The 13,515-nt window shown below is 47.0% G+C and carries 13 protein-coding genes and 1 other RNA gene; 7 read left to right on the top strand and 7 right to left on the bottom strand.

All coding sequences use genetic code 11. From position 1 onward, the window contains the following. Positions 1 to 101 precede the first annotated feature (101 nt). From TOI97_RS02050 to TOI97_RS02035, 4 genes are all read left to right on the top strand, one after another. Positions 102 to 1,442, top strand: coding sequence for a M16 family metallopeptidase (locus TOI97_RS02050; RefSeq protein WP_407651296.1), 1,341 nt, complete (start codon positions 102 to 104; stop codon positions 1,440 to 1,442). After that, the gene (locus tag TOI97_RS02045; protein ID WP_321552470.1) at positions 1,439 to 2,905 is read left to right on the top strand and encodes a M16 family metallopeptidase; all 1,467 of its coding nucleotides are present in this window, start codon (positions 1,439 to 1,441) and stop codon (positions 2,903 to 2,905) included. Before TOI97_RS02050 ends, TOI97_RS02045 begins: the two co-directional genes overlap by 4 nt. Continuing rightward, the gene (rsmD, locus tag TOI97_RS02040) at positions 2,905 to 3,489 is read left to right on the top strand and encodes a 16S rRNA (guanine(966)-N(2))-methyltransferase RsmD (protein ID WP_321552469.1); all 585 of its coding nucleotides are present in this window, start codon (positions 2,905 to 2,907) and stop codon (positions 3,487 to 3,489) included. Before TOI97_RS02045 ends, rsmD begins: the two co-directional genes overlap by 1 nt. Before the next feature lie 71 nt (positions 3,490 to 3,560). After that, positions 3,561 to 4,454, top strand: a complete 894-nt coding sequence (locus TOI97_RS02035; RefSeq protein WP_321552468.1) for a lysophospholipid acyltransferase — start codon at positions 3,561 to 3,563, stop codon at positions 4,452 to 4,454. Between the two features lie 124 nt (positions 4,455 to 4,578). On the opposite strand, the gene TOI97_RS02030 is transcribed toward TOI97_RS02035, so the two are convergent. From TOI97_RS02030 to TOI97_RS02020, 3 genes are all read right to left on the bottom strand, one after another. Beyond that, positions 4,579 to 5,685 (bottom strand): ABC transporter permease, encoded by a 1,107-nt coding sequence (locus TOI97_RS02030; protein ID WP_321552467.1) that lies wholly within the window; start codon positions 5,683 to 5,685, stop codon positions 4,579 to 4,581. A 3-nt stretch (positions 5,686 to 5,688) separates the two neighbouring features. After that, positions 5,689 to 8,409: a ribosome-associated ATPase/putative transporter RbbA gene (gene rbbA, locus TOI97_RS02025; protein WP_321552466.1), complete on the bottom strand. Its 2,721-nt coding sequence runs from the start codon at positions 8,407 to 8,409 to the stop codon at positions 5,689 to 5,691. A gap of 80 nt (positions 8,410 to 8,489) precedes the next feature. After that, positions 8,490 to 9,458: an HlyD family secretion protein gene (locus TOI97_RS02020; RefSeq protein ID WP_321552465.1), complete on the bottom strand. Its 969-nt coding sequence runs from the start codon at positions 9,456 to 9,458 to the stop codon at positions 8,490 to 8,492. A gap of 387 nt (positions 9,459 to 9,845) precedes the next feature. Here TOI97_RS02020 and TOI97_RS02015 point away from each other — a divergent pair, with 387 nt between their 5' ends. Continuing rightward, the gene (locus TOI97_RS02015; RefSeq protein WP_321552464.1) at positions 9,846 to 10,013 is read left to right on the top strand and encodes a hypothetical protein; all 168 of its coding nucleotides are present in this window, start codon (positions 9,846 to 9,848) and stop codon (positions 10,011 to 10,013) included. Here TOI97_RS02015 and TOI97_RS02010 read toward each other — a convergent pair. From TOI97_RS02010 to TOI97_RS01995, 4 genes are all read right to left on the bottom strand, one after another. Continuing rightward, positions 9,979 to 10,587, bottom strand: coding sequence for a 5-formyltetrahydrofolate cyclo-ligase (locus TOI97_RS02010; RefSeq protein ID WP_321552463.1), 609 nt, complete (start codon positions 10,585 to 10,587; stop codon positions 9,979 to 9,981). The genes TOI97_RS02015 and TOI97_RS02010 overlap by 35 nt on opposite strands. Positions 10,588 to 10,596: 9 nt before the next feature. Further along, positions 10,597 to 10,777: non-coding RNA, 6S RNA (ssrS, locus tag TOI97_RS02005), on the bottom strand. Positions 10,778 to 10,818: 41 nt separating this feature from the next. Next, positions 10,819 to 11,115: a cell division protein ZapA gene (locus tag TOI97_RS02000; protein WP_321552462.1), complete on the bottom strand. Its 297-nt coding sequence runs from the start codon at positions 11,113 to 11,115 to the stop codon at positions 10,819 to 10,821. Beyond that, on the bottom strand, positions 11,112 to 11,300 hold the full coding sequence (locus TOI97_RS01995) for a TIGR02449 family protein (protein ID WP_321552461.1): 189 nt from the start codon (positions 11,298 to 11,300) through the stop codon (positions 11,112 to 11,114). The genes TOI97_RS02000 and TOI97_RS01995 overlap by 4 nt, the downstream gene beginning before the upstream one ends. Positions 11,301 to 11,591: 291 nt before the next feature. Between TOI97_RS01995 and TOI97_RS01990 the strand changes: the two genes are divergently transcribed. Both TOI97_RS01990 and pepP read left to right on the top strand, forming a co-directional pair. Beyond that, positions 11,592 to 12,158, top strand: coding sequence for a UPF0149 family protein (locus TOI97_RS01990; protein WP_321552460.1), 567 nt, complete (start codon positions 11,592 to 11,594; stop codon positions 12,156 to 12,158). Positions 12,159 to 12,178: 20 nt separating this feature from the next. Next, a complete protein-coding gene (pepP, locus tag TOI97_RS01985) occupies positions 12,179 to 13,513 on the top strand; it encodes a Xaa-Pro aminopeptidase (RefSeq protein ID WP_321552459.1) in 1,335 nt (444 codons plus the stop codon). The last annotated feature ends 2 nt before the right edge of the window (positions 13,514 to 13,515 follow it).

Genomic DNA, 13,515 nt, shown 5'->3' with positions numbered 1-13,515 from the left:
GTCAAAATAGGCCACAATGGTTGTTAATAAAATGGTTGCGTATCCTAGCACCTCTAAGCACTCGGTAGCTAAACTACCCGTGCAGTTTAAAAGGTTTAAACATGAATACTTATTTACGTTACATCGTACTACTGTTTTCCAGTATTTTTCTTGCGCCTTTAATGGCACAAACTACCACCACCGAGTTCAGTCTAGACAACGGTCTTAAAGTAATAGTTCGCGAAGATCATCGCGCACCCGTTGTGGTTAGCCAGCTTTGGTATAAAGTCGGCTCCAGTTACGAAGTTCCTGGTAACACCGGTTTAGCTCATGCCCTTGAGCATATGATGTTTAAGGGTAGCAGCAAACTCGGTCCTGGCGAATCTTCCCGTATTTTACGCGAGCTCGGCGCTGAAGAAAACGCATTCACCAGTGACGATTATACCGCTTATTACCAGGTTATTGCCCGCGACCGCTTAGCTGTAGCGCTGGAAATGGAAGCCGACCGCCTTGCAGGCCTGACTTTACCAGAAGATGAGTTTATTCGAGAAATAGAGGTGATTAAAGAAGAACGCCGCATGCGCACCGATGATCGCCCTAGCGGCTTAGCTTATGAACGTTTTAAAGCCTTAGCTTACCCCGCTAGCGGGTACCATATTCCGACCATCGGTTGGATGCATGATCTTGAACGCATGACCATTGAAGACCTTCGTAACTGGCACCAACGCTGGTATGCACCCAACAACGCCACCTTAGTCATTGTGGGTGATGTCGAACCTACAGCAGTAAAAGCCCTTGTACAACGTTATTTCGCTCACATTCCTGCACGTCCCTTACCCTCAGTCAAACAGCCGCTCGAGTTGGATGAACCGGGGCAACGCAGTATCACTCTACACTTAAAAACCCAACTACCCAGTTTAATGATGGGTTTTAATGTACCCAGCCTTACTAGCAGCAATAATCCTAACGACGTACATGCTCTACGCTTAATCAGCGCGTTACTGGATGGCGGCAATAGTTCACGTATCCCAACCCAGCTTGAACGTGAACAAGAACTCGTGGTTGGCGCTTCAGCTTGGTATAACGCCTTTACTCGCGGAAGCAGCTTGTTTATTTTATCCGCCACCCCCAACGTACAAAAGGGCAAAACCATTGCCGAAGTTGAGCAAGGGCTGTGGCAACAAATCAAACAGCTGCAGAAAACACCACCTAGTGCAGCTGAGCTGGCCCGTGTTCGGGCACAAGTTGTCGCTTCTGAGGTCTACGCGCAAGACTCCATCACCAGTCAGGCCACGCAAATTGGCATGCTGGAAACCGTTGGTTTGTCATGGCGCATCCAAGAGCAGGACCTAGCGGCATTAGAAACAATAACGCCAGCAGATATCCAAGCCGCAGCGCAAAAATACTTTACAAACACCCGACTAACCACTGCTTATATTTATCCTGAGGAAGCACGCCCATGATATCTTTGCGTATTTTAACTGGTGGCGTCATCAGCGCAGCCTTACTGATCATTAGCGGCTGTAGCACACTCAATGTTCAACCCACACAACAATTGGATACTGCAGAGCAAAGCATCAGCAGCTTAGCCGCGCTCTCAAAGCAAAGCCCAGCCTCCCGTGAGTTGGATATTCAAACATGGCATACCAACTCCGGCACCAAAGTGTTGTTTATGAAAGCTCCTGAGCTCCCCATGTTTGACCTGCGTTTGACCTTTGCCGCAGGTAGCAGTAAGGACCAAAATATACTCGGATTAGCCAATCTGACCAATGCCATGCTCAATGAAGGTAGCGGCCAACTGGACGCCGATGCAATTGCCGCCCGTTTTGAAGACCTCGGGGCACAATTTTCTAGCGGCTCCTATCGTGATATGGCGGTAGTATCCTTACGCAGCCTAACAGACCCTCAACTCAGTGAGCCGGCACTTGAGCTGTTTAGTTCAATCACAGCGCAGCCGAGCTTTCCCACTGATTCTTTAGCACGGATTAAAAATCAACTCCTAGCTGGTTTTGAATACCAAAAGCAAGACCCAGGTAAACTCGCGTCACTGACATTATTTAAACAACTCTATGGCTCACATCCATACGCCAATCCAAGTGTTGGTACTGCCGAGACGGTCCCAATGATAAGTCGCAAGCAACTGCAAGATTTCCATCGGACTTATTACACTGCAGAAAATGCGCAAATTGCCTTAGTGGGTGATTTAACCTTAGCTCAAGCTCAAGCTATCAGTGAAAAAGTCACTGCACGCTTACCTCGCGGTACAACAGCAGCCAAAACTGTCAACCCGATTGCGCGCAGCGCCTCTCAAACACATATTGAATTTCCATCTACGCAAACCCAAATCTTTTTGGCACAGTTGGCCGTAAAACGTGGCGACCCCGACTATCCAGCACTGTTTTTAGGTAACCAGATCTTTGGGGGCGGTGGTTTTGGCACCCGTTTAATGGAAGAAGTACGAGAAAAACGCGGATTGACCTATGGCATTTACTCCAGCTTTAGTCCAATGCAAGCAGCTGGTCCTTTTATGATCAGTGTTAAAACCCGTGCACAATTAAGCCAAGCAACACTGGAATTTATCCAAGAACTACTGCGCGATTATATTGCCAACGGCCCTACCCAATCAGAGTTGGATCGTGCTAAAAGGGAAAGCCTCGGCAGTTTCCCGCTAAGCGCTGCAAGCAACGCCTCAATTGTTGGTCAAATGGCAGCTATTGGTTTCTATGATATGCCTCTCACCTGGCTCAATGACTTTATGCAAGACCTACAAAAACTTACAGTAACTGATGTACATGAAGCCTTTAAACGCCACCTCAACCCTGACCAGTTAATTATTGTGACAGCAGGACCTACAGTAAAACAGAACCCCTTACCGAATCCCGTTGATCGCACAGAAGTAACACAACCTATGGAGCGCCAGCACTGATGGCTAAAAAAAACACAGTAGCCACTCGCGGTAATCAAGTACGCATCATTGGTGGCCAGTGGCGCTCACGCAAACTAAATGTGCCCGATGCCCCTGGTCTACGCCCTACGCCCGACCGTGTCCGTGAAACCCTCTACAACTGGTTGGCTGCCTACATTCAAGGAGCTCGAGTGCTGGATGCCTTTACCGGTAGCGGTGCTTTGTTTCTTGAAGCAATGTCCCGTGGTGCTGCTACCGGCGTGGCACTTGACCTCAACCCTGAAGTAGTGAGCAATCTCCGCAACAACTTAACGTTATTGCAATGTGATACCGCTGAAGTTTTACGTGCTGATGCATTACAACATCTTAAACAGACCCCAATCAAAGGCTTTGATATTGTTTTACTCGACCCGCCTTTTCATCAGGACCTATTGCTCAAAGCATGCCAACTTTTAGAAGAGCATCATTGGCTGCAAGCAGAAGCATGGATTTACACTGAAAGTGAGCAAGCGCCTTCCAGCTTAGCCGTGCCTAGCAACTGGCGTTTGCATCGTGAAAAGCATAGCGGACAGGTGCATTATGCCCTTTGGCAAAAAGTCACCTGAGTTCTAGCTGCTGACTTCGCACAGCAAATCCAGTAACTTAACATTTTTTAATTGTGGCATTGGAGTAAGACGTGGAATCTTTCAAGGGCACACTAGCACTGGGCATTTTAAAATTGATTGCATTATTACCCTGGCGCGGTGTGCAAGGTCTAGGCAGCGCAATTGGCTGGTTAATGTGGAAAATACCGAGCCGCTCGCGCGAAGTGGCGCGAACTAACCTCAGTCACTGTTTTCCTGAACTCAATACGCAAGAGCTTGACCAACTCACAGGCCGTAGCCTTAAAGGAATCGCTAAATCTTTTACTGAAAGTGCCTGCGCATGGATCTGGCCTCCAGAAAAAACCCTCCAATATGTACGCGAAGTTGAAGGTTTAGAGGTCCTTGAAGAAGCATTAGCGAGTGGTAAAGGTGTAGTCGGTATTACCAGTCATTTAGGTAACTGGGAAGTGCTTAATCACTTCTATTGTGCTCAGTGTAAACCTATTATCTTTTACCGCCCACCCAAGCTCAAAGCCTTAGATGATCTGTTGAAAACCCAGCGTGTGCAGCAAGGCAACCGTGTTGCTCCTTCTACCCGCGAAGGTATTATCAGCGTGATTAAAGAAGTACGTAACGGTGGCTCTGTAGGTATCCCTGCAGACCCCGAACCCAGTCGCAGTGCTGGCGTTTTCGTGCCTTTTTTAGGTACTACAGCTCTCACCAGTAAATTTGTATCGGGTATGCTCGCTGGCAAGCAAGACAAAGTTGCGGCAGTATTTTTACATGCCATTCGCTTAAAAGATGGCAGTGGTTTTAAAGTAATTATCGAAGCCGGTCCAGACGCAATGTACAGTACAGATACTTATACTGGAGTTAAAGCTATGAGTGATGTGCTAGCCAGTTATGTGCAACGCTGGCCGGATCAATATATGTGGACCATGAAGCGCTTTAAACAACGCCCTGAAGGTGAGGAACGCTGGTATTGAAATTGATTCTAGTGGCTGCTCCGCTACAATGAGCAGCCATCATTTCAACGTTACACTCGTTCATCGACACTTCTTCTCTTGAGGACGCACTAGCATGCCACCTCAACAGCAATCCGCTTAATTTTTAAGTTAAACTGCGACGGAAACGCAACAGCGCAACAGTAAAAAAAGCTCCACCAATAACAGCTAACGCCAGCATCTCTGGCCATACCAAGGCCATACCCGCATCTCTAAATAAAATGGCTGTGGATAAGCTGACAAAATGCGTAGTTGGTGACAACTGCATCACCCACTGTAGCCAAACCGGCATACTATCTAATGGCGTAGTGCCACCAGATAACAACAACATTGGCATCACCACAGGAATAGCCAACAAACCAAATTGTGGAATCGATCTTGCCAAGGTGGTCAAGAATACAGCCAAAGACGTACTGGCAAACAAATACAGTCCTGTTACCCACAAATACAGCGGCATCGAGCCAGCAAGAGGTACTCCTAATGCTTTCTTCACTATGAGCTCAAGTGACAACCAAGTGCAAAGCACCACAACCAAGATACTGGTCCATACTTTAGCTAACATGATCTCGGATGCAGTCAATGGCAATACTAATAAGTGCTCCAAAGTACCATGTTCACGCTCACGCAAAAGGGCTGTACCTGTCAGCAAAATTGCCAAAATGGTAACGTTATTAATGATCTGAATAATGGCTAAAAACCAGCCACTTTGCATGTTGCTATTAAATAAAGAACGAGTGGTCAATTTTATAGGCGGCTCAACACTGACACCACTCATTTGCTGTAATTCACGCTGAAAAATTCGCCCCATATAGCCCGCTCCCATAAAAGCTTGGCTCATGGCGGTAGCATCCACGTTCATTTGCAATTCTGGCTGTTTACCGGCAAGCAAATCTGCCTGAAAACCAACCGGAACATTGATCACAAAGGTATAGCGACCACTATCCAGCACTTCATCAATTTGCTCATAAGGCAACATCACCGGTGTTTGAAACTCAGGAGGACGCAACACCTCAGCTAGCTGACGAGATAAACGACTATCATCTTCATCCACAATAGCCACACTGGCATTGTGCACACCTACTGTAGAGCCTGATGCTGGCATATATATAGCCGCACTGAAGGCATACAACATAAAAAGCAGTAGCACTGAGTCATAGCGCAAGCTAATCAGTTCTTTAATACCTAAACGGAAGATATGAGACAGTTTATACATGGCTTAAACCTCCTGTTTTTTCAAAAGGAGCAGGCTTAAGCCAGTAAAGCCAAGGAAAAAACCAAACAGTACGAAGCATTGCAACCACAAATCACGCAAGGTTAATGCTTTGGTAAAAGTCCCCACAGCAATATCTAAGAAATAACCTGCTGGGAATAGCACTCCCATCAAAGCAGCTCCACCGTCTAAGGATGAACGCGGAGTGATCAAGCCAGAAAACTGTACAGTCGGTAAAGTGGTTAAAATCATAGTGCCTAAAATTGCAGCAATTTGTGTTTTAGTTACCGCCGAAACTAATAAACCAAAACTTGTTGTAGCCAATACATAAAGCAAGCCACCAACCGCCAAAGCGACGCCACTACCCTTAAGCGGGACTCCAAATAACCAACGGTTAATAGCGACCAATAACGCTAGGTTTAGCAGACTCACGGCCAAATAAGGCATCTGTTTACCTAACAAAAACTCTAAACGAGTCAAAGGTGTCGCATAAAAATTCGTAATAGAACCCAACTCTTTTTCCCGCACTACACCTAAAGCGGTGAGCATCGCTGGAATAAAGACGAGAATGAGAGCCATCACTCCAGGTCCAATGGCATTAACACTGACTACATCCTGGTTATAACGAAAGCGGGTCTCTAAACGCGCAGGGCTAACTAAAGGAGGAATTGCTGCACTCCCTTCATCCCTTAAGCGCTGCAAGTTATCCTGATGCACCGCCTCTACATAACCACGACTAGTTTCCGCACGAAAAGGCATGCCTCCATCAAGCCACACCCCTACTTCGGGGCTACGTCCCGCATAGACATCACGTCCAAAGCCGGCAGGTATTTCAATGGCTAGCTTAATATCTGCGCGCTGCAAGCGTGTATGTAAATCCTGCATGCTGGTCAACGGTTCACGCTCAGAAAAATATCTTGAACCACGGAAACCCTCTAAGTAAGCACGACTTTGTGCCGTATTATCTTGATCAAGGGTAGCAAAGGCTAAATCTTCCACATCGAGGGAAATTCCAAAGCCTAAAATAATCATCATAAATACTGCACCCAAGAGGGCAAACCATAAGCGAATACGGTCACGTAGCAGCTCTTTACTTTCCCGTACGATCAAAGCCAAGGTACGTTTTAAGCTAAAGCCTCGACGCGGCACGCTCGTTAAGGCTTCAGTTGCAGTACTTTTTTGTGCGATGGGCTCATTACCGATACCTTGAGCGCGCTGTAAACAAGTAACAAAAGCATCTTCTAGCGTTTTACCGCCATAATGTTCTTGTAATTCCTTCGGAGTACCTACTGCTAAAACTTCTGCAGCGTGCATTAATGAAATACGATCACAACGCTCCGCTTCATTCATAAAATGAGTGGATAAGAAAATAGTGACCCCTTGCTCGCGGGATAACTCAAACAACAAACGCCAAAAATCATCACGAGCTGCAGGGTCAACTCCAGAGGTCGGCTCATCTAAAATCAGCACTTCTGGCTCATGAATCACAGCCACAGCTAACGATAGACGTTGACGCAAACCTAAAGGCAAAGCGCCTGCTTGCTCATTGACGTACTGAGTTAAATCAAAGCGTTCAATTAAAGCCTGCGCACGCTCCGCCCCTACTACTTTCGGGATATCAAATAAATGAGCATGTAACTCAAGATTTTGTAGGACCGTCAGCTCACCATATAAGGAGAAACTTTGTGACATAAACCCCACACGCTTTCGAGTGGCTAAGTCTTTAGCATTTACTGGATTGCCCAATAGCCATGCTTCACCTTCTGTGGCTGGCAATAAACCTGTTAACACTTTCATGGTAGTGGTTTTACCGCAACCATTAGAGCCTAAAAAGCCGAAAATCTCGCCCCGCTCAATTTCAAAACTCACCTTTTTAACAGCAGTAAAATCACCAAAGCGTAAAGTAAGATCTGTAGCCTCAATCACAACTTCATGATGCTCAGGTGCAAACGGAGTCATAACTAAAGGTTCAACTTGAGTCGCTCCAACCCCTTGATAATAAGTAAAGGCATCATCCAACTTACCACTAGGGGTTGCAGCCATCAGTTCTTGAGTAGGACCTGAAGCCAATAAATGCCCTTGATCCATCATTAAACAATGTTCAAACTGCGCTGCTTCATCCATATAGGCTGTAGCAATCAAAACCGTCAGCTGTGGCCGATCACTGCGCACACGCTCGATCAATTCCCAAAAATGACGTCGCGCTAAGGGATCCACCCCCGTAGTGGGCTCATCTAAAATTAATAAATCAGGATCATGAATTAAGGCACAACATAAACCCAACTTTTGCTTCATCCCGCCTGACAACTTACCCGCTGGACGCTCAGCAAAGTTGCTTAAATCCGTTGCCTCCAACAGATCTGCCATGCGCACTTCACGCTCAGCACTACTCAAACCAAAAAGATCAGCAAAAAAACGAATATTTTCTGCAATGGATAGGTCAGGGTACAGGTTATGTCCCAAACCCTGTGGCATAAAAGCAATACGCTGATACAAACTGGCGCGATGACGACGCTTATTAATCGGGCCGCCCAAAACCTCCAAATCACCTTGCTGTAAAATCTTGACCCCAGCAATTAAACCTAGCAAGCTCGACTTACCTGCGCCATCAGGCCCAATCAGTCCACAACGACTACCCTGCGGCAAGTTAAAACTCACATTTTCCAATGCGCTTTGCTTACCGTAACTATGATAAATATTCGTCGCTTTAATTACTTGCGTAGTCATGCGTTACCCAACTGATTACCCCGTGCACCACCCCAATGGCGGTATCCTCATACCTCTCAAGCGTGAACCCACACCACTTATTATTGCAGCTCTCTCGGCCACTCAATGCTGGCATCACGACGCACATAAGCAGAACCAGGCATACCTGGTTTAGCCTGTGGCATTGCCGCTGGGTCAGTGAGTCGTAACTTCACTCGAAACACCAATTTCTGACGCTCATCGCGGGTTTCCACTTCTTTCGGGGTGAACTGCGCTTTCGCAGCAACAAAAGCTACTTCAGCCGGTAATGGTTGTTCCGGTAAAGCATCTAAAACGATACGCGCTTCATCGGCTATCGCTAAACGCCCCGCCACCGCCGATGGCAAATACACGTTCATATACTGATCAGCAGGATCAACCAGTAAAAAGACGCGCCCTCCTGCACCTAGCACCTCTCCTGGCTCAGCTAGACGTAACTGAACTAACCCATCCATAGGCGCTCGAAGGCTACTATCATCAATTTCGCTAGTCAGTTGAGCAACTAATGCCTCAGCTGAGTGAATAGCTGCACGTGCTGCCTGTACTTGTGCTTTAGCGGCCTCTAAAGCAGCGGACGAGGTATTAAAGCGTGCTTGTTGCTGGTCAATTTGCTGACCGCTGGCATGCCCACGTGCATATAACTCTCGAAAACGAGCTAAATCTTGTTGGGCCAAACGACGTTCACTTTCCCGCAAATGCACATTGGCTTCAGCCGAAGCAACATTTTCACGAGCACGCAACACTTCAGACTGAGCTTGGCTGCGCTGTGCTTCTAAAGTGCGAGTATCTATACGCGCCAATAATTGCCCAGCGCTCACACGGTCGCCTTCAGCAACCAGCACTTGCGCTAAACGACCGGGGTGCTTAGTAGCCACTTGCACTTCTGTTGCCTCCAAGCGGCCATTAGCTTCATAAACACCCTCAGGCAAACGGTCTTGTAATGATTTCCAATAGCCAAAGCCACCTGCAGCAGCTAAAGCAATGAGTAATGGAACAATAAATAAACGAGATGGGCTTTTTTGCGCAGACATGCTTGCTCCTAGCAAGTGAAGATAATGCAACGAAGATCAGCATTGCATTATATAAAGCGAATCAATCAACAGCGTATCGATAGCTCAGCGAGTTCATACGCTATAAAGCATAAGATCATTGTACCTTTCAAAAGCCAAGCGTCTAGCAACAAAAGCGACTAGCAAGTCAGATCCAACTTGGACTCAACCTGAACAATCAAAGATCTCATCGACGCATCTCCCATGTTGTAAACTACAACCAGCTTAAACACACATTGAACTTTCTCAACGGATTACAATCTGTAGATAATGGCGTAGGATAGCGCCCGCAAATGCTTCTCAGCAGAACGCTCTAATTCTCAACATCACCTATTACATAGCTTCGATTGCTTACCGGCAAGGCTCCAAATGAAACGTAAACCTGACCTACTCTGGATTTTAGTTGTTATTCTTACCCTAGGCGTTGTCACCACAGGCTATACTCAAAGCCTTTGGGAGCGCTCGTCTGCAGAACAAGCAATGCTAGTCTATGAACCACAAACTATGTTGGCGCCATATACCAGCCTTGATCAGTAACGACTGCATGCAACGGCACATCCCACGCTGCCACAGGTAAAGACTCAACACGCTGACACTCATGGGCCAAGCCGATACGCTGGGGTGTCAGTAAATGATCAGTCTGCGCCAACTTAGCGAAGATACGATCATAAAAGCCACCGCCCATGCCTAAGCGCCCACCCTTCTGATCAAAGCCCACTAAAGGTAACAATACCGCATCCAACGCCCATACTGGACGTTGATCAGCCACGTACCAACGAGGTTGTAATATACCAAAACGATTCTTTTCCCAGGTTTGTACAGGCCGCACTCTTTGGAAAGCCATTGCTGTTTTGGGCCAGCATGGTAAGACCGGTAAATAAACACACTTACCACGCCGCCATGCCTCACGCATGATCCACTGCGGATCAATCTCACCATCTCCAGCAAGATATAGAGCAATATGCTGAGCACGTAGAAATAAGGGATGTTGAGCAAGCTGACGGTATAAGTTTTGTGCGGCTTGCGCCTGTTGGTTTGGTGTTAGACTACGCCGCTTTTGACGCAACTGAGTACGTAATTGAGCACGAGATAAAGGGGTGTTGACTTGCATAGTTTAAAAAAGATCTCCCAAGTAGTGCCGCTGTCGACATTGCCCTTGAACCAGAAGGTTCAAGGTGGAGATTACGTTAAACCTTTAGGCTTTCCGCAAGCGGACCTGCTCACCAGTCTAAAAATGCAATCCCCTGTTTGGTATGAATCGGCTCAGGGACTTAGTCCACTGGCGAACACTCGAGGGAGACGGGCCCAGTATACACAATTCCTTGAGCGCCTCAAGGGTACCTTATTTGGTCTCGTCTAAACTGTGTTGCACACGACTAACCAACTGCTGCACCTGCTCGCTGCTCTCATCACTCGATGCTTGCTCCTGCTCTTTACGATGCAAAGCATAAGTAATATTTAACGCAGCCATAACAGCAATACGCTCCGCTCCGACCACTTTACCGGTACGGCGAATATCACGCATTTTAGTGTCTAAATATATAGCTGCCCGCTCCAAGTTCGCGCTTTCTGAAGCAGGGCAAGCAATGTGGTATTCCTTATCCAAAATACGCACAATTACCGTTTCAGTCTGACTCATGAATCCTGCTCCAATGCTCTAAGCTGCGAAATCATAGCAACAACTTTTTGTTGCGCTATTTGGTTTTTTTCTACTAACTGCCGACGCTCTTCGCGTAGGCTTGTATTCTGCGCTTTAAGTTCAGCATTCCGCTGAATTAATTGCTCAACGGCCTGCGCCAAGGCTTGCAAATCTGTATTTTTCACCAGCCCTCCTAGCACTAAATCACCTGACTTATACCACCATTCTAACTCTCGCCTGCCATTACGCACAGCATTAGCACACACAGCTTCAAAATAAAATTAAGCGCCACGCCTTAGGCACACAAGACAATTACGCTACAACTTATCGCATTACACGAGCCGATTAACGGGAAAAGTCATGGGCGGGCTGCAAAGATCAGTATTTAGCGCCATACTCAACAACACGATATACTGACATACGCAGTATAAACGACCTATAAAACCACGTATCAGTTCCATAACTTCGGATTTTTCATGTCTCAATCACAATCTGCATACACTGCTTTCGCTCAACTACTGGCTAGCAGCGGACATCCTGTCTCTCCGGCTGAGCTCCAAGGCTTACTGCTTGGCCGCTGCTGCGCCGGCGCTGGCTTTAACGATGAGGGTTGGCTCGAAGAAGCTCAAGATCTCTTTGAAAGTGAAGTACCCAGTAATCTGCGCCCAGCTTTAATTGGTCTGCAAGAAATGGTCAAAACAGAATTAACGGCTCAAAGCAGCGTCTCACTTACCTTACTACTACCTGGTGACGAAGATTCTTTAGCCTTACGCACCATCGCCATCGGGCAGTGGACACAAGGTTTCCTGAGTGGTTTTGGTGCCAATATTGGTAGTACTGAGCTCTCCAAGGAAGCGCGTGAAATACTGGAAGATTTAGTTTCCATCGCCCAAATCAGCCCTGATGAGGAGGAAGACGAAGAAGGCGAAGTCGCTTATATGGAGGTTAATGAATACCTACGCGTTGCACCTTTATTCTTATTTACCGAGTGTGCCAACTATGTTGCACCAAGCACCGAAGACGAACAATCAGCCGTACATTAAACTTTAAGGAGCCACACCGCATGAGCTCAATTAGCATGTCCGAATACGCCCAGCGCCGCCAACAACTGATGCAACGCATGGCTCCCAATAGCATTGCTATTGTGCCAGCAGCTCCTGTCAGTCTCCGCAACAACAGTGTTGAATATCCGTATCGACAAAACAGTGATTTTTTCTATCTTTCTGGCTTTTCCGAGCCTGAAGCGGTGCTAGTCATCATTCCCCAGCGATCACAAGGCCAGTTTGTTCTTTTTTGCCGCGATCGTGATCCAGAGCGCGAGCTATGGGATGGACTACGTGCTGGCCAAGCTGGTGCTATTGAACAATATAAAGCTAATGAAGCCTTCTCCATTAGCGAAATTGACAACATTTTGCCTGGCTTACTAGAAGGTCGCGAACGTGTGTATTACTCCATTGGTAACCACCCAACCTTTGATCAGCAAGTGATGAGTTGGGTCAATAATATTCGTGGCAAAGCCCGTATGGGTGTCAAACCACCAACAGAGTTTGTCATGCTAGACCCCTTGCTACACGAAGCCCGCTTGCACAAAAGTCCTGCAGAAATCGCACTCATGCAACAAGCTGCAGAAGTCTCTGCACAAGCTCATATCCGTGCCATGCAAGCAGCTCAGCCAGGGTTATATGAATACCACTTAGAAGCTGAGTTGGATTACGCTTTTCGTAAAGGTGGCTCACGCTTACCTGCGTATTCTTCTATTGTTGCTAGCGGTAAAAATGCCTGCATTTTACATTACACAGAAAACAACGCGCAGCTACAGGACGGTGACTTAGTGTTAATTGATGCCGGCTGCGAGTTGGCTTGTTACGCCAGTGACATCACGCGGACCTTCCCTGTAAATGGCCGCTTCAGCCCCGAGCAAAAAGCTATTTATGAAATTGTACTCAAAGCTAATCTTGAGGCAATGAACCATATTTCACCAAAACACTGTTGGAATGATGCCCACGAAGCAACAGTGCGCGTCATTATTGAAGGCTTACTTGAACTGGGTTTACTACAAGGTGAGCTAGAAGTTCTGATTGCTCAAGAAGCCCACCGCCCATTTTATATGCACCGCGCTGGTCACTGGCTAGGATTGGATGTACACGATGTAGGTGAGTACAAGCTGGATGGTCAATGGCGCCGTCTCACCCCTGGTATGACAATGACTGTAGAGCCGGGTATTTACATAGCCGTAGATAATTTTGATGTACCCGAACAGTGGCGCGGTATTGGTGTGCGCATTGAAGATGATGTTGTAGTCACTCAAGATGGCTGCCATGTATTAACCAACAGCGTGCCAAAATCTGTAGCAGAAATTGAAGCTTTAATGGCAGCAGCCCAACCGGCAGGAGTTTAATC

This window comes from Denitrificimonas halotolerans, assembly GCF_034259425.1.
In the GTDB taxonomy this organism is placed as follows: domain Bacteria; phylum Pseudomonadota; class Gammaproteobacteria; order Pseudomonadales; family Pseudomonadaceae; genus Denitrificimonas; species Denitrificimonas halotolerans.
Note: the sequence above shows the minus strand (reverse complement) of the source record. Positions and strands in the feature narration are given on the sequence as shown.

Excerpts from the sequence above, each read along its gene's own strand:
- TOI97_RS02050 (WP_407651296.1), top strand. The coding sequence starts at position 102 with ATGAATACTTATTTACGTTACATCGTACTACTGTTTTCCAGTATTTTT.
- TOI97_RS02045 (WP_321552470.1), top strand. The coding sequence starts at position 1,439 with ATGATATCTTTGCGTATTTTAACTGGTGGCGTCATCAGCGCAGCCTTA.
- rsmD (WP_321552469.1), top strand. The coding sequence starts at position 2,905 with ATGGCTAAAAAAAACACAGTAGCCACTCGCGGTAATCAAGTACGCATC.
- TOI97_RS02030 (WP_321552467.1), bottom strand. The coding sequence starts at position 5,685 with ATGTATAAACTGTCTCATATCTTCCGTTTAGGTATTAAAGAACTGATT.
- rbbA (WP_321552466.1), bottom strand. The coding sequence starts at position 8,409 with ATGACTACGCAAGTAATTAAAGCGACGAATATTTATCATAGTTACGGT.
- TOI97_RS02020 (WP_321552465.1), bottom strand. The coding sequence starts at position 9,458 with ATGTCTGCGCAAAAAAGCCCATCTCGTTTATTTATTGTTCCATTACTC.
- TOI97_RS02015 (WP_321552464.1), top strand. The coding sequence starts at position 9,846 with ATGAAACGTAAACCTGACCTACTCTGGATTTTAGTTGTTATTCTTACC.
- TOI97_RS02010 (WP_321552463.1), bottom strand. The coding sequence starts at position 10,587 with ATGCAAGTCAACACCCCTTTATCTCGTGCTCAATTACGTACTCAGTTG.
- TOI97_RS02000 (WP_321552462.1), bottom strand. The coding sequence starts at position 11,115 with ATGAGTCAGACTGAAACGGTAATTGTGCGTATTTTGGATAAGGAATAC.
- TOI97_RS01990 (WP_321552460.1), top strand. The coding sequence starts at position 11,592 with ATGTCTCAATCACAATCTGCATACACTGCTTTCGCTCAACTACTGGCT.
- pepP (WP_321552459.1), top strand. The coding sequence starts at position 12,179 with ATGAGCTCAATTAGCATGTCCGAATACGCCCAGCGCCGCCAACAACTG.